18 protein-coding genes are annotated in these 18,104 nt (G+C 65.5%); 5 read left to right on the top strand and 13 right to left on the bottom strand.

Features of this window, described 5'->3' with window-relative positions; translation table 11 throughout:
• Window positions 1–4: 4 nt before the first annotated feature.
• The 3 genes from lptF to U5A58_RS09095 are packed head-to-tail and all read left to right on the top strand — an operon-like array spanning window position 5 to window position 2,706.
• Entirely contained in the window at window positions 5–1,105 is a 1,101-nt protein-coding gene (lptF, locus tag U5A58_RS09105) for an LPS export ABC transporter permease LptF (RefSeq protein ID WP_321961191.1), read from the top strand.
• A gap of 15 nt (window positions 1,106–1,120) precedes the next feature.
• Entirely contained in the window at window positions 1,121–2,269 is a 1,149-nt protein-coding gene (gene lptG, locus U5A58_RS09100) for an LPS export ABC transporter permease LptG (RefSeq protein ID WP_321912761.1), read from the top strand.
• Window positions 2,270–2,328: 59 nt separating this feature from the next.
• Window positions 2,329–2,706, top strand: coding sequence for a CbiX/SirB N-terminal domain-containing protein (locus U5A58_RS09095; RefSeq protein WP_321961190.1), 378 nt, complete (start codon window positions 2,329–2,331; stop codon window positions 2,704–2,706).
• Between the two features lie 76 nt (window positions 2,707–2,782).
• On the opposite strand, the gene cobA is transcribed toward U5A58_RS09095, so the two are convergent.
• The 6 genes from cobA to U5A58_RS09065 all read right to left on the bottom strand — a co-directional run bounded on the left by cobA (window position 2,783) and on the right by U5A58_RS09065 (window position 9,025).
• Complete coding sequence (gene cobA, locus U5A58_RS09090) at window positions 2,783–3,556, bottom strand: uroporphyrinogen-III C-methyltransferase (RefSeq protein ID WP_321936464.1); 774 nt, start codon at window positions 3,554–3,556, stop codon at window positions 2,783–2,785.
• Between the two features lie 53 nt (window positions 3,557–3,609).
• Window positions 3,610–4,926, bottom strand: coding sequence for a sulfate adenylyltransferase subunit 1 (locus U5A58_RS09085; protein WP_321961189.1), 1,317 nt, complete (start codon window positions 4,924–4,926; stop codon window positions 3,610–3,612).
• A gap of 26 nt (window positions 4,927–4,952) precedes the next feature.
• Window positions 4,953–5,915, bottom strand: coding sequence for a sulfate adenylyltransferase subunit CysD (cysD, locus tag U5A58_RS09080; RefSeq protein WP_321912767.1), 963 nt, complete (start codon window positions 5,913–5,915; stop codon window positions 4,953–4,955).
• Window positions 5,916–6,014: 99 nt separating this feature from the next.
• Window positions 6,015–6,782: a phosphoadenylyl-sulfate reductase gene (locus U5A58_RS09075; RefSeq protein WP_321936462.1), complete on the bottom strand. Its 768-nt coding sequence runs from the start codon at window positions 6,780–6,782 to the stop codon at window positions 6,015–6,017.
• Complete coding sequence (locus U5A58_RS09070) at window positions 6,779–7,315, bottom strand: DUF934 domain-containing protein (protein WP_321936461.1); 537 nt, start codon at window positions 7,313–7,315, stop codon at window positions 6,779–6,781. Before U5A58_RS09070 ends, U5A58_RS09075 begins: the two co-directional genes overlap by 4 nt.
• A 30-nt stretch (window positions 7,316–7,345) precedes the next feature.
• Window positions 7,346–9,025, bottom strand: a complete 1,680-nt coding sequence (locus U5A58_RS09065) for a nitrite/sulfite reductase (RefSeq protein ID WP_321912770.1) — start codon at window positions 9,023–9,025, stop codon at window positions 7,346–7,348.
• Between the two features lie 246 nt (window positions 9,026–9,271).
• Between U5A58_RS09065 and U5A58_RS09060 the strand changes: the two genes are divergently transcribed.
• On the top strand, window positions 9,272–10,213 hold the full coding sequence (locus U5A58_RS09060) for a CysB family HTH-type transcriptional regulator (protein ID WP_321912771.1): 942 nt from the start codon (window positions 9,272–9,274) through the stop codon (window positions 10,211–10,213).
• An 86-nt stretch (window positions 10,214–10,299) separates the two neighbouring features.
• Window positions 10,300–11,478: an ABC transporter substrate-binding protein gene (locus U5A58_RS09055; RefSeq protein ID WP_321961188.1), complete on the top strand. Its 1,179-nt coding sequence runs from the start codon at window positions 10,300–10,302 to the stop codon at window positions 11,476–11,478.
• Between the two features lie 30 nt (window positions 11,479–11,508).
• Here the strand turns inward: U5A58_RS09055 and U5A58_RS09050 are convergent, their stop codons facing one another.
• From U5A58_RS09050 to U5A58_RS09020, 7 genes are all read right to left on the bottom strand, one after another.
• On the bottom strand, window positions 11,509–11,796 hold the full coding sequence (locus U5A58_RS09050) for a type II toxin-antitoxin system RelE/ParE family toxin (protein WP_321961187.1): 288 nt from the start codon (window positions 11,794–11,796) through the stop codon (window positions 11,509–11,511).
• Window positions 11,793–12,116 carry a type II toxin-antitoxin system RelB/DinJ family antitoxin gene (locus U5A58_RS09045; RefSeq protein ID WP_321912776.1) on the bottom strand — a complete coding sequence of 108 codons (324 nt, stop codon included), beginning with the start codon at window positions 12,114–12,116 and terminating at the stop codon, window positions 11,793–11,795. The genes U5A58_RS09050 and U5A58_RS09045 overlap by 4 nt, the downstream gene beginning before the upstream one ends.
• Before the next feature lie 163 nt (window positions 12,117–12,279).
• The gene (locus tag U5A58_RS09040) at window positions 12,280–13,428 is read right to left on the bottom strand and encodes a Gfo/Idh/MocA family oxidoreductase (RefSeq protein ID WP_321961186.1); all 1,149 of its coding nucleotides are present in this window, start codon (window positions 13,426–13,428) and stop codon (window positions 12,280–12,282) included.
• A gap of 25 nt (window positions 13,429–13,453) precedes the next feature.
• Entirely contained in the window at window positions 13,454–14,503 is a 1,050-nt protein-coding gene (locus U5A58_RS09035; RefSeq protein ID WP_321961185.1) for a sugar phosphate isomerase/epimerase family protein, read from the bottom strand.
• A gap of 14 nt (window positions 14,504–14,517) precedes the next feature.
• Window positions 14,518–15,486 (bottom strand): substrate-binding domain-containing protein, encoded by a 969-nt coding sequence (locus U5A58_RS09030; RefSeq protein ID WP_321936458.1) that lies wholly within the window; start codon window positions 15,484–15,486, stop codon window positions 14,518–14,520.
• 102 nt (window positions 15,487–15,588) lie between these two features.
• Window positions 15,589–16,611 carry an ABC transporter permease gene (locus U5A58_RS09025; RefSeq protein ID WP_321961184.1) on the bottom strand — a complete coding sequence of 341 codons (1,023 nt, stop codon included), beginning with the start codon at window positions 16,609–16,611 and terminating at the stop codon, window positions 15,589–15,591.
• Window positions 16,592–18,079: a sugar ABC transporter ATP-binding protein gene (locus U5A58_RS09020; protein WP_321961183.1), complete on the bottom strand. Its 1,488-nt coding sequence runs from the start codon at window positions 18,077–18,079 to the stop codon at window positions 16,592–16,594. The genes U5A58_RS09025 and U5A58_RS09020 overlap by 20 nt, the downstream gene beginning before the upstream one ends.
• Window positions 18,080–18,104: the final 25 nt, after the last annotated feature.

Below are 18,104 nucleotides of genomic sequence, written 5' to 3'. Positions count from 1 at the left end.
AAGAATGATCTTCGAACGTTCCCTGCAGCGCGAACTCGCGTACACGGCCGGCGCCGTGTTCATGGTTCTGCTCACGATCATGCTGACGACGATGATGATCCGCATCGTCGGCTTCGCCGCGTCCGGTCAGATCGACCCGCGCGACGTGCTGGTGCTGATCGGACTGACCGTGATCGGCTACATGGCCGTCATGCTCATCGTCACGCTCTTCGTGTCGATCCTGTTCGTCCTCACGCGCTGGTACAAGGATTCGGAAATGGTCGTATGGCTCGCCTCCGGGGTGAGCCTCACGCGCCTGATCAAGCCGGTCGCCACCTTCTCCGCGCCGATCATCCTGCTTATCGTGTTCTTCGCGTTCATCGGCTGGCCGTGGTCGAACGCGCAAAGCAAGCTCATTCGCGCGCGCTTTCAGCAGCGCGATGAAGTGTCGCTGCTCGCGCCTGGCCAGTTTCGCGAATCGCCCACCACGCACCGCGTGTTCTTCATCGAGCGCATGAGCCCAGACCAGGCGCGCGTGGAGAACGTGTTCGTCACGAGCACGGAAAACGGCAAGGTCAGCGTAATCGTCTCGAAGACGGGCCACACCGAAACCATGCAGAGCGGCGACCGCTTCGTCGTGCTCGAAAACGGCCGCCGCTACGACGGCGAGCCGGGTCACCCGGACTTTCGCATTAGCGAGTTCCAGCGCTACGGCGTGAAGATCACGAGCCAGCCGCTCGTCAACACGCCTTCGGCGAGCACCACGTCCACGCCGGGCCTGTTGCGCCATCCCACCAACGACAACCTGGGCGAGCTCGCCTGGCGCGCCGGCTTGCCGCTCATCGCAATCAACCTGATGCTGCTCGGCATTCCGCTGGCGTACCAGAACCCGCGCCGCAGCCGCACGATCAACCTCGTGATGGCGGTGCTGATCTACCTCACCTATTCGAACCTGCTCAACGTCGTGCAGTCGCAGATCGAACAAGGCAAGATGCCGTTCGGCGTCGGCCTCGTCCTGCTGCACGCCGTGGTGCTCGCGCTCGTCGTGTTCATCTTCTGGATACGCGTGCGCAACCGGCCGCTCTTCACACGTGCGATGTTCCGGCGCGCCTCTTCAGGAAACTGAGAGGAAAACTGACCGATGCGCATCTACGAAAAATACTTCGCTCGCCAGGTTTACCTGACGTTCATCTTCATTCTGTTTGCCTTCTCCGGCCTGTTCTTCTTCTTCGACCTCATCAACGAGCTGAATTCGGTCGGGCACGGCAACTACAAGTTCCAGTACGCGGTGCTGCGCGTGGCGCTCCAGGCGCCCTCGCGGCTTTACGAGATCATCCCGGTCGCAGCGCTCATCGCCGCGATCTACGTGTTCGCGCAAATGGCGGCGAATTCCGAGTACACGATCTTTCGTGTGTCGGGCCTCGCCACGAACCAGGCGCTGCGCTCGCTGCTCAAGATCGGCGTGCCGCTCGTGCTGCTGACCTATCTGATCGGCGAAGTGGTCGGCCCTTACACCGACCAGCTTTCCGAGCGCGTGCGTCTCGAGGCGTTGGGCTCGGCGGTGTCGAGCAACTTCCAGTCGGGTGTGTGGGTGAAAGACACGCTCACCGCGCGCGCCGACGGCGAACAGGTCACGCGTTTCGTGAACGTCGGCGAGTTGCTGCCCAATGCGACCATCACGAACGTGCGCATCTACGAATTCGATTCGAAGTTCCGGCTCTCCAACGTGCGACTCGCGAAGAGCGGCACGTTCCAGCCGCCGGGTCACTGGCTGCTCAAGGACGTGACCGATACGCAGCTCATCAGCGTGCCGCCGCCGCAGAACCAGCCGGTCGATGCGCTCAATCCGGTCTATCGCGCAGAACAGACCTCGGCGCCCGAATACTCGCTGCGCTCGGAGCTCACGCCGAACATTCTCTCGGTGCTGCTCGTTTCGCCCGACCGGATGTCGATGTTCAACCTGTTCCGCTACATCCAGCATTTGACTGAGAACCATCAGGACGCGCAGCGCTACCAGATCGCGTTCTGGCGCAAGCTGCTGTACCCGTTCGCCGTGTTCGTGATGCTCGTGCTCTCGCTGCCGTTCGCGTATCTGCATACGCGCGCCGGTGTGGTGGGCATGAAGGTGTTCGGCGGGATCATGCTCGGCATGAGCTTCCAGCTCGTCAACACGCTGTTCTCGCACGTGGGTACACTGAACACCTGGCCCGCGCCGCTTACTGCGGCGACACCGGGGCTCATCTACCTCGCGGTCGGGCTGATCGGGCTCAAATGGGTCGACCGGCATTGATGCCGGGCGCCCTCGTCCGCTAGCTCGTCCAATTCGCTGATTCGCACAGGCTCGCAAGCATGGGCACGCACGGCATGATCCTCTTCGGCCACGGCGCGCGCGACGCGCGCTGGCAAGAGCCGTTTCAGCGCCTGGCCGCAAAGCTCGCCGCCGTGCGCGGCGATGCGGGTCCGGTCAGCCTCGCCTTCCTGGAACTCATGGCCCCGAGCCTGCCTGATGCCATCGCCTCACAGGTCACGGCGGGCTGCGACACGATCACGGTCATACCCGTGTTCTTCGGCCAGGGCGGCCACGTGCGGCGCGACCTGCCCGCGCTGATTGCGCAATGCCAGAGCGAACATCCGGGTGTGCGCCTGCGTTGCGCGGGCGCCGTCGGCGAGGACGACGCGGTGCTCGACGCGATCGTGCGCTTTTGCATCGACAACGAACACGACTAACAACGCTCACGCATAAAAAAACGGGCTCGCCTTTCAGCGAGCCCGTTTTGCTTTCCTGGCCTTGATCGCGTGACGCTCAGGCGGCGGCGCGGCGGTTTTGGCGATCGCCCTGTGCTTCATCTTCGCGCTGCGCCTGCCCTGCGCGTTCGGCGAACGCATCGCCGATCATCAGCAGGCTTGGCTGCGCCGGGTCGAGCCAGTCCTGCGCCTCGCCCGCTTCGAGGCCCGCGAGCGTCAGCGTGAGCGTGCGCTCGCGCGCGGTGCTGCAAGCTTCGACGATCGCCACCGGCGTGGCGCCCGCGCGGCCCGCCTCGATGAGCTGGCGCGCGATCTCGGGCGCGCTGTCGCGGCCCATGTAGAACACGAGCGAATCGGCGTTGACCTGCTCGCGAATCTCCTCGCTGCCCGCCGCGCGCGAATACGTGGCGAGCGCAACACTGCGGGCCACGCCGCGCAGCGTCAGCGAACGTTGCAGCGTCGCCGCGCTGGCGAGCGCCGCCGTGATGCCCGGCACGACTTCGAAGTCGATGCCGGCCGCTTCGAGCGCGCGCATTTCCTCGTCGGCACGGCCGAACAGCATCGGGTCGCCGCCCTTCAGGCGCACGACCACGCCATGCTCACGCGCGGCGTCGACGAGTTGCTTGTTGATGAAGTGCTGCGCCGTGGAACGCTGCCCGCAGCGCTTGCCGACCGCGATGAACTTCGCGGTTGGCGGCGCGTACTCGAGCATGGCCGGCTCGACGAGCGCGTCGTGCAGCACGACGTCGGCGCTCGCGAGCAGCCGCGCGCCGCGCACCGTGATGAGGTCCGCTGCGCCCGGTCCCGCGCCGATCAGATATACCTTACCCATTTGCTTCGAATCCATTATTGCGGCCGCGCGCGGCCGCAACGTCGCGCGACGCCTTAGGCCGAGAACGCGCGGATCATGCCCGCGGCCACCGTGTGATGCGTCGCCTCGTCGATCAGCACGAACGCGCCGGTGCCAGGATTCGCATCATACAGGTCGCAGACGAGCGGCTTCTGCAGCGAGAGCGCCACGCGGCCGATATCGTTCATCGCGAGTTCGTGGCGGTCGGTGGCATGCGAGAGCGTATGCACGTCGAGCACCTGCTTGACCGCGCCGATCTTCGCGAACACCGTGCTCGTGGTCTGCTTGAGCAGGTACTTGCGCTGCGGCGAGAGCGGCTCGTCGTCGAACCAGCAGAGGTCCGCTTCGAGCTTCTTCGCCGGCTGCGCGCTGTCCGACGCCGGCACGAAGGTGTCGCCGCGCGAGACGTCCACGTCTTCGGTCAGACGAATCGTGACGGTCTGGCCCGCGAACGCGCGGTCGACCTGCGCCGTGCCGCCCGGCACCGGCGCGATGATTTCGGCCACCGTTGCGCTGCGGCCAGCCGGCAGCACCGTGATGGCGTCGCCGAGCTTCACTTCGCCCGCTTCGACGCGGCCCATGTAACCGCGGAAGTCGTCGGCGCTGGAGCCGTCCTGGCGCGCGACCCACTGCACCGGGAAGCGCAGCGCTTCACCCGTGGCCTGCGCGACCGGCAGTTGCTCGAGCACGTCGAGCAGCGGCTCGCCCGCGTACCAGGGCATGCGCTCGCTCGCGGCCACGATGTTGTCGCCCTTGAGCGCCGAGACCGGCACGAAGCGCACGTCATTGAGGCCGAGCTGGCGCGCGAGCGCGACATACGCTTCGCGGATCAGATTGAACGTGGCTTCGCTGTATTCGACCAGATCCATCTTGTTGATCGCGACGATCACGTGCTGCAGGCCCAGCAGCTTGACGATGGCGCTGTGGCGCTTGGTTTGCGGCAGCAATTGCGTGACGCCGTTCTCGACCGTCACACGCGTGGGGTCGATCAGAATGATCGCGGCGTGCGCCGTGGAAGCGCCCGTGACCATGTTGCGCGTGTACTGCTCGTGGCCAGGGGTATCCGCGATGATGAACTTGCGCTTGGCCGTGGCGAAGTAACGGTACGCCACGTCGATCGTGATGCCCTGCTCGCGCTCGGCTTCGAGGCCGTCGGTGAGCAGCGACAGGTCGATCTCGTCGCCCACCGTGCGCTTGTTCTTCGCGCGCGAAAGCGCCGAGAGCTGATCCGAGAGAACCGCCTTGCTGTCGTACAGCAGTCGGCCGATCAGCGTGCTCTTGCCGTCGTCCACGCTGCCCGCCGTGATGAAGCGCAGCACGCCGAGGTCTTCAGGTTGATGCGTCGTAACCATGTCTAATCTTTCCTCTCGCGTGCTCTTTAGAAATAACCTTGCTTCTTGCGCTGTTCCATCGCCGCTTCCGACGCCTGGTCGTCCATGCGCGTCGCGCCGCGTTCCGTGATCTCGGTCACGGCCGTCTCGGCGATGATCTTCTCGACGTTGTCCGCGTCGCTCGCCACCGGGCACGTGCAGCTGATGTCGCCCACCGTGCGGAAGCGCACCTGCGCCATTTCGCTGACTTCGCCTTCCTTCATCGGCGTGAGCGGCGTGACCGGCACGAGCAGGCCGTTGCGGCGCACGATCTCGCGCTGGTGCGCGTAGTAGATCGACGGCAGCTCGAGCTTCTCGCGCTCGATGTACTGCCACACATCCAGTTCCGTCCAGTTCGAGATCGGGAACACGCGCAGGTGCTCGCCGTTGTGCAGGCGCGCGTTGTAGAGGCTCCACAGTTCCGGGCGCTGTGCCTTCGGGTCCCATTGGCCGAATTCGTCGCGGAACGAGAAGATGCGTTCTTTCGCGCGGGCCTTCTCTTCGTCGCGGCGCGCACCGCCGATCATCGCCGTGTAGCCGTATTGCTCGATCGTTTCGAGCAGCGTGACCGCTTGCGCGGCGTTGCGCGAATCGGTTTCGCGGCGCAGGCGGACGGTGCCCTTCTTGATCGAATCTTCCACATGGCCGACCACGAGTTCCGCGCCGATTTCGGCTGCGCGGCGATCGCGGAAGTCGATCACTTCCTCGTAGTTGTGACCCGTGTCGATGTGCACGAGCGGGAACGGCAGCGCGGTCTTGCGGTTCGCGCCAAGGCCGAACGCCTTCAGTGCGAGCGCCAGCACGACGACCGAATCCTTGCCGCCCGAGAACAGCAGCGCCGGCTTGCTGCATTCGGCGACGAGTTCACGCAGGATGTGGATCGACTCGGCTTCGAGCCAGTCGAGATGGTCCATGCGGTTCGCCGTGACCTGGAGCGGCGCGTTCACTGCTGAGTCGAGCGTGGTGCTCATGTTCGGATCCTTCCTTTATTCGCACCCCTTTTACGGGGCATGCGGTACTCGGTATACGGTAGCGCGCCGGTCTTCACGACGGCGCGGCAAAACTCAATCTTAGTTCGCCGGGCGGATCGACGACACTTCGACGACCGGAATGGCTGACACGGACGTGATGTGCAAGCCACATTCCTTCGTGTCGCGCGACTCCCACCACCAGCGGCCGGCGCGGCTGTCCTCGCCGGGACGGATGGCGCGCGTACAGGGCTCGCAGCCGATGCTCGGGTAGCCGCGTGCGTGCAGCGGGTTCACCGGCACCTCGAAGGCGCCCAGATAAGCCCAGACATCGGCTTCGGTCCAGTCCGCGAGCGGATTGAACTTGTCGATGTTGCGCGCTTCGTCGCGTTCTTCCTCGTGCAGTTCCGCGCGCGTGACCGACTGCTCGCGGCGCTGGCCCGTGACCCAGGCGGAGACGCCAGAAAGCGCGCGGTTCAGCGGCTCGACCTTGCGGATTTCGCAGCAGCGCTTGCGCAGGTCCACGCTCTCGTAGAACGCGTTCAGGCCGTGCTGGGCGACGTACTCGTCCACCGCGTCCTGTTGCGGATGAAACTGCTCGATCTCGTAGCCGTAGCGCTCGCGCACTGCGTCGAGCATGCCGAGCGTTTCCGCGTGCAAACGGCCCGTGTTCAGCGAGAAGATGCCGATTTTCACGCCGCGCGAAAGAATCGCGTGGGTGAGCAGCATGTCTTCGGCTGCGAGGCTGCTGGCCAGCTTCACGCTGGCGTGACGCGCGGCGATCGAATCGAGCAGCGCATCGAGGCGCTCGATTTTCGCCTGCAGGTCAGCCGTGATTTCGGTCGCTGGGGTTGTCAAAGCGGTGCTCATGCTGCTGCGCCTTGTTGTGCCAGACGGCGGCGGAACAGCGGCGACGGCTCGTCGAACGCGCCCTGGTATTGCACCGTGAACTCGGTGAACGCCTTGAGCGCGTCGTGGATGTCCTTGTCGGCGCGCACGGCGAACGCATCGAAGCCGCAGCGCTCGTGAAAGCGCAGCTGGTCGCGCAGCACGTCGCCGATCGCGCGCAGCTCGCCCTTGTAACCATAGCGCTCGCGCAGCAGACGGCCGATCGAAAACCCGCGGCCATCGCGGAACACGGGGAAATCCACGCCGATCAGCGCGAGCTTGTCGAAGTCGGCGGCGATATCGGCCGGTTCGCTGTCCGGCGCGAGCCACACGCCGAGTTCGTCCTTGCCGCGCGAGGCGACGAGCGCGTCGCGCTGCGCCTGCCAGTAAGCGAGCGGAACCAGCACCTTGCCTGCGGGCAGCGCCGACACCTCGGGCAGCGCGCCGTCTTCGGCCGCACGCACGACTTGCCAGTTGTCTTCAACGATCTCGCGGTTTTTGATGATCAATGCCATTGCTCGAATCTCGTCTCTCGTTGCGTGCGGTTAAGCGTGGGCCGGCTGGCGCGATGCGTACACGCGCTCCTTGAACGGCGTGATGCCGACGCGGTCGTACGTGTCGATGAAGCGCTCGCCGTCGATGCGCAGCTCGACGAACGTGTCGACCACCTTCTGGATCACGTCGGGCATTTCTTCCGCCGAGAACGACGGTCCGATCACACGGCCAAGGCGTGCGCCGTTGGCGCCGTTGCCCTGCTCGCCGCCGAGCGACACTTGATACCACTCCGAGCCGTCCTTATCCACGCCCAGAATGCCGATGTTGCCGACGTGGTGGTGACCGCACGAGTTCATGCAACCCGAGATATTGAGCGACAGGTCGCCGAGGTCGTAGACGAAGTCGAGGTTGTCGAAACGTTCCTGGATCGCCAGCGCGATGGGGATCGACTTCGCATTGGCGAGCGAGCAGAAGTCGCCGCCCGGGCACGCGATGATGTCGGTCAACAGGCCGATGTTCGCCGTCGCGAAACCTTGCGCCTTCGCCTTTTCCCACAGCGCGAAGAGGTCGCGCTTCTTCACGTCTGCGAGAATCAGGTTCTGCTCGTGCGAGACGCGGATCTGGCCGAACGAGTACTCGTCGGCCCAGTCGGCCACGGCTTGCATCTGTGCGTCGGTGGCGTCGCCCGGCGCGATGTCGCGCGGCTTGAGCGAGAGCGTGACCGACGCATAGCCCGTCACGCGGTGCGGACGCACGTTGCGCTCGACCCAGCGCGCGAAGGCGCGGTTTTCCAGCAGATGCTTTTCGTACGACGTGTCCGTGTCGGCGATCTTTTCATACGCCGGCGGCACGAAGTACTGCGAGACGCGGTCGACTTCTTCCTGCGTGAGCGTCGAAGGGCCGTCCTTCAGGTGCTGCCACTCTTCTTCGACCTGCTCGGCGAACTTCGCCGGCGAGAGCGCCTTCACGAGAATCTTGATGCGCGCCTTGTACATGTTGTCGCGGCGGCCGTAGCGGTTGTACACGCGCAGCACGGCTTCGCAGTAGGTCAGCAGGTGCTGCCACGGCAGGTCACGCTTGATGATGGCGCCGACGATCGGCGTGCGGCCAAGGCCGCCGCCCGCGAGGATGCTCGCGACGACTTCGCCCTGCTCGTTACGGTCGAGGTAGACGCCCAGGTCGTGGATCTGCACGGCGGCGCGGTCTTCCTTCGTGCCCGAGACAGCGATCTTGAACTTGCGCGGCAGCCACGCGAATTCGGGGTGGAACGTCGACCACTGACGCAGGATTTCGGACCACGGACGCGGATCGACGACTTCGTCGGGCGCGACGCCCGCGAACTGGTCGGCGGTGATGTTGCGGATGCAGTTGCCCGACGTCTGGATGCCATGCATCTGGACCGAGGCCAGCTTGCGCAGGATTTCCGGCGTTTCTTCGAGCTTGATCCAGTTGTACTGGATGTTCGAGCGCGTCGAGAAGTGGCCGTAGCCGCGGTCGTGCTCGCGCGCGATCGTGGCGAGCATGCGCAGCTGGTCGCTGCGCAGATTGCCGTACGGAATCGCGATGCGGTGCATGTAGGCATGGCGCTGGTAGTACAGGCCGTTCTGCAGGCGCAGCGGGCGGAACTCTTCTTCGCTCAATTCGCCCGACAGGCGGCGGCGAACCTGGTCGCTATATTGCGCGACGCGTTCGTCGACGATGGTCTGGTCGTACTGATCGTATTGGTACATTCGGGGACCCCAGGGTTGGTTCAATCGCGGCGTTCCGGTTACGCCGCGCTCCGACTTCTCGACTTCGTTCTTTCCGCACTGTTTTGCCTGCTCGAGGCGGCCGCGCCTTCAATCGCGCCGGTCATTTGCTAATGACCAAAACAGATATCCATATTGGAAAAGTTGGAGGAATGGTAATAAACTCGCTTTATATTTCAAACGACTCAAAAATCAGGTCGATATGCAATCAGGTTATAAGGGTTATCTATGAACCTGCACCAGTTCCGTTTCGTCCGCGAGGCCGTACGCCAGAACTTCAACCTCACGGAAGCGGCCAAGGCACTGTATACGAGCCAGCCGGGCGTCTCGAAGGCGATCATCGAGCTGGAGGACGAGCTTGGGGTCGAAATCTTTACACGACATGGCAAGCGCGTGCGCTCGCTCACGGAGCCGGGCCGGATCATCCTCGCCTCGGTGGAGCGCATTCTGCAGGAAGTGGAAAGCTTGAAGCGCGTCGGCAAGGACTACGCTGCACAGGACCAGGGCAACCTGACCATCGCCGCCACGCACACGCAAGCGCGCTACTCGCTGCCGGCCGCCATTGCCGAGTTCAAGCGGCGCTTCCCGAAGGTGCACCTTTCGATCCTGCAAGGCAGCCCCACGCAGGTCGCGGAAATGGTGCTCCATGACCAGGCCGATCTCTGTATCGCGACCGAGGCCATCTCGGGCTACAAGGAACTGGTGTCGCTGCCCTGCTTCACCTGGCACCACGTGGCGGTGATGCTGCCCGACCACCCGCTGCTCGAGCGCAAGCCGCTCTCGCTCGACGATCTGGCCCAATATCCGCTGATCACCTACGACAACGCGTTCGCCGGGCGCACCAAGATCAACGACGCGTTTCGCCTGCGCGGCCTCTCGCCCGACATCGTGCTGGAGGCCATCGACGCCGACGTGATCAAGACCTATGTCGAGCTGGGTCTCGGCGTGGGGATCATGGCCGACATCGCCTTCAATGCCGAGCGCGACCGGCACCTGCGCGCGGTGCCCGTGGGGCACCTTTTCGGCAGCAATGTCACGCGCGTGGCGCTCAAGCAGGGTGCTTACCTGCGCAGCTATGTGTATACGCTCGTCGAGCTGCTTTCGCCGAGCCTGAACCGCAAGCTGATCGAGCAGGCGCTCAAGGGCGAGCACGAGACTTACGAGCTGTAGCGGCCCGCCGCAGGATCGGTGCCGGAAGAAAGAACAGACAAAATCCGCAATACAACAACATCACTTCTCGCCTGGAGATTCAACGGATGAAGCCGCGCTTTACTTTCGTGCAGTCCCTGCGCCCGCTCGTCGTGGCCGCCGCCCTTGCTGCCGCCGCCTGCGCGTCTGTCGCGCATGCCGACATCAAGGTCGGTATCGACCTCTCGAGCACGGGTCCGGCAGCCGCCATCGGCATCACGAGCAAGAACGCCATGCTGATGTGGCCCGACACGATCGCGGGACAGAAGGCCGACTACATCGTGCTCGACGACGGCTCCGACCCGGGCGCCGCCGTGCGCAACATCCACAAGCTCATCAACGAAGATCACGTGGACGTGATCGTCGGGCCGAACATCACACCGGCGGCGCTCGCGGCGCTCGACCCGGTGGCGCAAAGCAAGACGCCGATGATCACGCTGGTCGGCTCGGGCTCGGTGGTCGAGCCGCAGCAGGGCGCGCGCGTGTGGGCGTTCAAGATGGCGCAGACCGACGCCGCCATGGCCGACGTCATGACGCGCTACATGGCCGCGCACGGCGTGAAGACGGTGGGCTTCATCGGCTTTGCCGACAGCTACGGCGACAGCTGGCTCAATGAATTCACGAAGTACGCGAAGGAACGCAACATCCAGATCGTGGCGACCGAGCGCTACAACCGCACCGACGCGAGCGTGACGGGCCAGATCCTCAAGCTGATGGCGGCCAAACCCGACGCCATGCTGATTGCCGGCGCAGGCACGCCGACCGTGCTGCCGCAACGCACGCTGATCGAGCGCGGCTACAAGGGGCCGATTTACCAGACGCACGGCATCGCCACGCCTGAATTCATCAAGCTCGGCGGCAAGGACGTGGAAGGCACCCTGTTCCCGACTCAGCCCGTGGTGGTGGCGCGCACGCTGCCCGCCGACCAGCCGGCGCAGAAGGCGGCGCTCGCCTTCGTCGATGCCTACGAGGCGAAGTACGGCCCGGGCACGGTCACGCAGTTCGCGGGCGACGCGGCAGGCGTGTATCCGCGCTTGCAAGACGCGGTCGCACGCGCGATCAAGACCGCGCAGCCGGGCACGGAAGCGTTCCGCGTGGCATTACGCAGCGAACTGGAGCACGCGCACGAAGTCGTCGTGCCCAATGGCATGGTCAACACGAGCCCGACAGACCACGTGGGCCTCGACCAGCGCGCGAGCGTGATGGGCACGGTACGCGGCGGCAAGTTCGTGTATCTGGGGCAATAAGTTGCGCGAGCGGCGGCGCCCTGCCGCCGCTCAGTCGACCGTGTCCGGCCAGCGGCGCGCGCTGTGCAGGACACGCAATATCGTGAGCGCTTCGTTTTCGTACCGGTAAGCGAGCACGAACGGCGTTGACTCGACCACCAGCTCGCGCGTGCCGCTCACGCGGCCGACCCGGCCAAGGTTGGGAAAAAGTCGTAACCGTCGGACGGATGCCGAAATCCGCTCGTCCCACACGACAGCCCGGCGCGGGCTGTTAATCACCGTAAAGTTGAATGTCGCCTCGCGGTCAGCCAGCGCGAACGGCGACCAGCATACCTTCAACTTTTCGCCTGGCGCTTGCGCGCACGCTCAGGCTCGCCGGCCACCGCCGCGCGCCGCTTCGCGAAGTGCGCCTCCACCGCTTCGTCTGCTACTGCCGGCCGCGGGTCCTCCAGCGCCTCGCGCACCTTGGCCCGGAACCACGCGTCGTGCGCCACCGGATCGACGGCGAAATCGAACGGCAACGCGCCCTCGTTCGCAATACGCGTGAGCAGAATGCGCACGGCGTCCGATACCGTGAGCCCCATGTTGTCGAGCACTTCGGCCGCGCGCTGTTTGAGCGCGTGATCGATGCGAACCTGTACCAATGCGTTTGCGTTCATCGACTCACTCCCTGGTTTGGCCGTTAGCCTTGAGGCCGGCCTCGTCGAATACGCAGTGTAATTCAATTGAATGACGTTAGACATGCGCTACCTTTGAAGCGGGTTAAACATGTCGCAAGTTTCGTTGCCTGGCCCTGCGCGCTCAATTCATCCGAATGGCCAATCACGGCCGCACGATGCTGCACCACGCGCCGCCGGCCTTATTGCTCGCCAGCACGGCCTCGATGAAGCGCAACCCTTCCACGCCGTCGTCGACCGTGGTCAGCAGCCGGCTCTCGGGCGGCGCCGCAACGCCCGCCTCGCGCGCGCGGATCTGCACGGCGGCGTCGCGATAGAGCTGCGCGAACGCCTCCAGATAGCCTTCCGGATGCCCCGGCGGCACACGCGTGGCGTGCAGCGCGGCCGCCCCCGTCACGCGGCCGCGCGTGAGGCGCTGCGCCTCGCCGCCCTGGGGCGTGAACCACAGCACGTTGGGCTCCTCCTGATCGAACGCGAGCCCCGCCTTCGTGCCATACACGCGCAGCCGCAACGCGTTTTCCGCACCACTCGCCACCTGGCTCGCCCACAACATGCCGCGCGCGCCGTTGGCATAGCGCAGCATGGCCTGAACGTGATCGTCCACGCGGCGGCCCGGCACGAAGGTATGCACTTCGGCAGCAAGTGATTCCGGCACGAGCGCGCTCACGAACGCCGCCAGCTGATACGCATGCGTGCCGATATCGCCCAGACACCCCGCCGGCCCCGCGAGCGCCGGATCGGTGCGCCACACCGCCTGGCGGTTCGCGCCGCCGCGCTCGACAGGGTTGGCGAGCCAGTCCTGCGCATACTCGACCTGCACGATGCGCACGTCGCCAATCTCGCCCGCCTCCACCAGCTCACGTGCATGCCGCGCGAGCGGATAACCCGAATACGTATGGGTGAGCGCGAACACGAGATTCGCGTCGCGCGCGTGCTGCGCGAGCGCTTCGCCCTCGGCGAGCGAGACCGCGAGCGGTTTGTCGCAGATCACGTGAATGCCCGCATCCATGAATGCATGCGCGACCGGCGCGTGCAGATGGTTCGGCGTGACGATGGCCACCGCGTCGATGCCATCCTCGCGCCCGGCTTCCACGCTCGCCATCTCGCGCCAGTGGTCATAGCTGCGCGCGAGGCCGAGCGCCTCGGCGCTCGCCTGCGCGCGCGCCGCATCGGACGACAGCGCGCCCGCTACAAGCTCCCAGCAATCGTCGAGACGGGCCGCGATGCGATGCACGGCGCCGATGAACGCGCCCTCGCCGCCGCCGACCATGCCGAGCCTGAGTCTTCGTGTCATTGCCTGGCTCCCGTGAGAAACGCGTTCAGAGGCCCAGCACGCCCTTCACCTGCGCCGCATCGACGCCGCTGCCCGCGAAGTCGTCGAACGCGTGCTCCGCCACGCGGATGATGTGCCGTTTGATGAATTCGGCGCCCTCGCGCGCGCCGTCGTGCGGATGCTTGAGCGCGCATTCCCATTCGAGCACGGCCCAGCCCGGATAGCCGTACTGCGTGAGCTTCGAGAAGATCGCGCCGAAGTCGATCTGCCCGTCGCCGAGCGAGCGAAAGCGCCCCGCACGCTCGACCCATCCGCTGTAGCCGCCGTACACCCCTTGCTTGCCCGTGGGGCGGAATTCGGCGTCCTTCACGTGAAAGGCCTTGATGCGCGTGTGATAGAGGTCGATGAACGCAAGGTAATCGAGCTGCTGCAGCACGAAGTGGCTCGGGTCGTAGAGGATGTTCGCGCGCGGATGATCGTCCACGGCCGCAAGAAAGCGCTCGAACGTCACGCCGTCGTGCAGGTCCTCGCCCGGATGCAGTTCGTAACAGACGTCCACGCCCGCCGCGTCGAACGCATCGAGGATCGGCCGCCAGCGGCGCGCGAGTTCGTCGAAGGCGGTTTCGACGAGACCCGCCGGCCGCTGCGGCCACGGATAGAAGTACGGCCACGCCAGCGCGCCCGAAAACGTCACGTGCGCGCTGAGCCCCAGATTCTTCGAGGCGCGCGCGGCCAGCATCAACTGCTCGATGGCCCACGCAGTGCGCGCTTCGCGATTGCCCCGCACCTGCGGCGGCGCGAAGCCGTCGAATAGCGTGTCGTAGGCGGGATGCACGGCCACGAGCTGTCCTTGCAGATGCGTGGAAAGCTCGGTGATCGTCACGCCCGCGTCGTCGGCCTGCTGGCGCAGGTCGTCGCAGTACGCGGTGCTCGACGCCGCCTGCGCGAGATCGACGAGGCGCGCGTCCGTGGGCACCTGGATGCCCTTGTAGCCGAGCTGGGCCGCCCAGCCGGCCATGTGCCCGAAGCTGTCGAACGGCGCGTCGTCGCCGAGAAACTGCGCGAGGAATATGGCCGGGCCTTTGATCGTCTTCATCGCACGCCCCGTCCTTAGAACGGCGAATCAGGGAAGTAGAACTGCTTCGCGTTCTCCTTGGTGATCAGCACGGAAGGGATGATCGTCGTGGGCGGCAGCGACTTGCCCTGCAAGCGCGCTTCGGCCGTAAGCTTGATCGCGTCGTAGATGAACTTCGGCGAATACGACACGTCGGCCTTGATGAGCGGATCGCCGTCCATCACGCGCTTGACCATCTCCTTCGATCCCGCGCCGCCGAACACGATCTTGATGTCGTTGCGTTTGGCCTGGTCGATGGCCTTGAGCACGCCCACGGCCATGTCGTCGTCGGCAGCCCAGACGGCGTCGATGTGCTTGAAGCGCGTGAGGTAGTCCTGCATCGTGCGGAACGCGTCGTCGCGGTTCCAGTTCGCGTACTTCGCGTCGAGGATCTTGATGTCCGGATAGTTCTTCAGCACCGACGTGAACGCGGTCCAGCGCTCGTTGTCGAGCGTGGTGGGAATGCCGCGCAGCGCGACGATATCGCCCTTGCCGCCCAGTTGCTTCGCGAGATATTCGGCGGGGATCTTGCCGAACGCCGTGTTGTCGCCGGCGACATAGGCGTCCTGCGCGCTCGTGTCGGTCAAGCCGCGATCGACCACCGTCACGTACACGCCCTGCTTCTTTACCTGTGCGACCGGCTGCGTGAGCGAAGCCGATTCATACGGGAAGATCACGAGTGCGTTGATCTTGTTGACGGTCACGAGGTCCTGCAACTGGTTCGCCTGATCGGGCGCGTTCGCCGCGGTCTTGACGATGACCTTGAGGTCCGGGTGCGCCTTCTCCAGATCCTTCTTCGCCTGATTCGCCCACCAGACGATGCCGCCCGTGAAGCCGTGGTCGGCGGTGGGAATGGCCACGCCCAGCGTGACCTTGTCGTCGGCGCGCGCCGCGCCCGCACCGACCGTCGCCGCCACGCCGAGCGCCAGCGCGCCCGCACACATCGTTCGAATCATCTTCTTCATGATGCCGTCTCCTTTTCGTGCGGGCCCGCGCCCGTTCTTGCGTTGAGTTTTCGCTGCCTCCTTCGACTTCCCGACTGCCTTGCCAGATCTGTTTCGTGATCCTTATCGTCTGCCGCGCTGCAGGAAGGCCACGGCGATGATCGCCACGCCCTGCACCGCCGCATTCAGATACACGCTGATGATGCTCGTGAGATTGAGAATATTCGCGATGACCGATAGCAACACCGCGCCGACCACGGTGCCCGCCACGCGGCCTTCGCCGCCCTTGAGCGCCGTGCCGCCCACCACCACGGCGGCGATCGCCTCCAGTTCCCACAGCAAACCCGTTGTCGGCGTGGCGGAGCCGAGGCGCGGCACATAGAGCACGGTCGCCACCCCCACGCACACGCCCAGCAGCACGTAGGTTGCGCACTTCACGCGGTCGACGCGGATCGCGGCATAGCGCGCGACCTGCTCGTTCGAGCCGATCGCCTGCACGTGCCGCCCGAACGCGGTGCGGTTCAGAATGAGCGCGCCGCCCGCTGCCGTGAGCGCGAACACCCACACGGGCACCGGAATGCCGAAGAGGCTCGCGTAATACACCGGGCCATACAGATCGACGAGATTGTTTTGCAGCGTGAGTGCACCGCCGTCGGCGAGCCACGTGAGCACCGAGCGGAAGATGCCGAGCGTGCCGAGCGTCACGATGAACGGCTCGATGCGCCCGCGCGTGATCAGCAAGCCATGCGCGAGCCCGAATACCGCGCCGAGCACGAGCGCGATCGCGATGCCGATCGCGACGATGGCCAAAGGGGCAAACGCGTGTTCGCTCGCGGCCAGCGTATTCATGACCCAGATCATCACGCCCGCGATGAGCGCCGCCATCGACCCGACCGAAAGATCGATGCCGCCCGAAATGATCACGAACGTCATGCCCACGGAAATGATGCCGATGAACGAGGTGCGCGTGAGCACGTTGAGCAGGTTGCCGGCGGTGGCGAAATCCCGGTTCAGCAGCGTGCCGAGCACGCACAGCAGGATCAGGCCGATGAGCGGCCCGACGCCCGCGAGCCGATGCACGAAACGCGCTGCGGCCGAGCGCGCGCCACGGCCTTCGGACGGTGCATCAGTGGGTGCCGGTTGCATGAGCGATCAGCTCCTCTTCGTTCAGATGTTCGCGCCCGAGCGTGGCGACGAGGCGGCCCGCGCGCATCACGGCCACGCGATGCGCCAGGCCGATCAGCTCGACCAGTTCGGACGAAATCACGACGACCGCGCGCCCCGAGGCCGCGAGCCGCTGGATCAGGAAATAGATGTCGCGTTTCGCGCCCACGTCCACGCCGCGCGTGGGCTCGTCGAGCACGATCACGCGCGGGTCGGGCTGCAGAAACTTGGCGAGCGCGAGCTTCTGCTGGTTGCCGCCCGAGAGCATGCGCGCGCGGCTGTCGAGGTCGCCGGTGCGGATGCCGAATTCGCGCACCGCTTTTTCCAGCGCGCGGCGGGCCGCCTTGAGGTCGAGCAGCGGATGGCCGTAGCGCTCGAGCGTCATGAGCGTGAGGTTGTCCTGCAGCGTGAGGTTCATGTGCAGGCCGCGTCCTTTTCTGTCTTCGCTCAGGTACGTGAGGCCGTGGAGCATTGCGTCGCGCGGGTGGCGCAACGTCACGGCGCGGCCGTCGATCTCGATCTCGCCCGCGTGCCGGTGGCGCAAGCCCACGATCGCCTCGAACGCCTCGCTGCGCCCCGCGCCCACGAGCCCCGCGAAGCCGAGAATCTCGCCCGCGCGCACCTCGAAGGAGAGATCCTCGACCCAGCCCGGCACGGCGAGATGCGTCACGCGCAGCGCGACGGGCGCATCCGCGCTGGTTGCGCTTTTCTCCGGAAACATGTCGGAGACGTCGCGGCCCACCATGAGGTTCGCCATCTGCTGGCGCGCGAGCCCCGCCGTCGCGCTCGCAGCCACGAAGCGGCCGTCGCGCATCACGACCACGTCGTCGGTGATGCGCTCGACTTCGTCGAGCTTGTGCGAGATGTAGACGAGCGTCGTGCCGGCGGCGCGCAGCTTCGTCATCAGCGCGAAAAGCCGTGCGGTTTCGGCGGGCGTGAGCGTGGCCGTGGGCTCGTCCATGATCAGCAGGCGCGCGTGGCGCGAGAGCGCCTTGGCGATCTCCACGAGCTGCTTTTCGGCGACGATCAGCTCGCGCACCTTCACGTCCGGGTCGCGCGCGAGCCCCACCTGCGCGAGCAGTTCGCGCGCTTCGCGGCGCATGGCGGCGTCGTCCACCAGCCAGCCTTTGCGCTTCTCGTGGCCGAGGAAAATGTTCTGCGCGATCGTCAGGTGCTCGGCAAGGTTGAACTCCTGGTGGATCAGCACGATGCCGGCGGCCTCGGCTTGCCGCGAGCCTTCGAAGCGGCGCGCCACGCCGTCCACCAGCATCTCGCCCGCACTCGCTTCTTCGTAGCCCGCGAGGATCTTCATGAGCGTGGACTTGCCCGCGCCGTTCTCGCCCAGCAGCCCGTGAATGCGCCCCGGCGCAAGCTCGAAGCTCACGCCGTGCAGCACGCGCACGGGACCGAAGTCCTTGCGGATGTCGTTGAACTTCACGGCGACGCTCATGCGCGTGCGCTCCTCCAGTGGCCTT

Source organism: Paraburkholderia sp. J7, from assembly GCF_905220155.1.
Taxonomy (GTDB): Bacteria; Pseudomonadota; Gammaproteobacteria; order Burkholderiales; family Burkholderiaceae; genus Paraburkholderia.
Note: the sequence above shows the minus strand (reverse complement) of the source record. Positions and strands in the feature narration are given on the sequence as shown.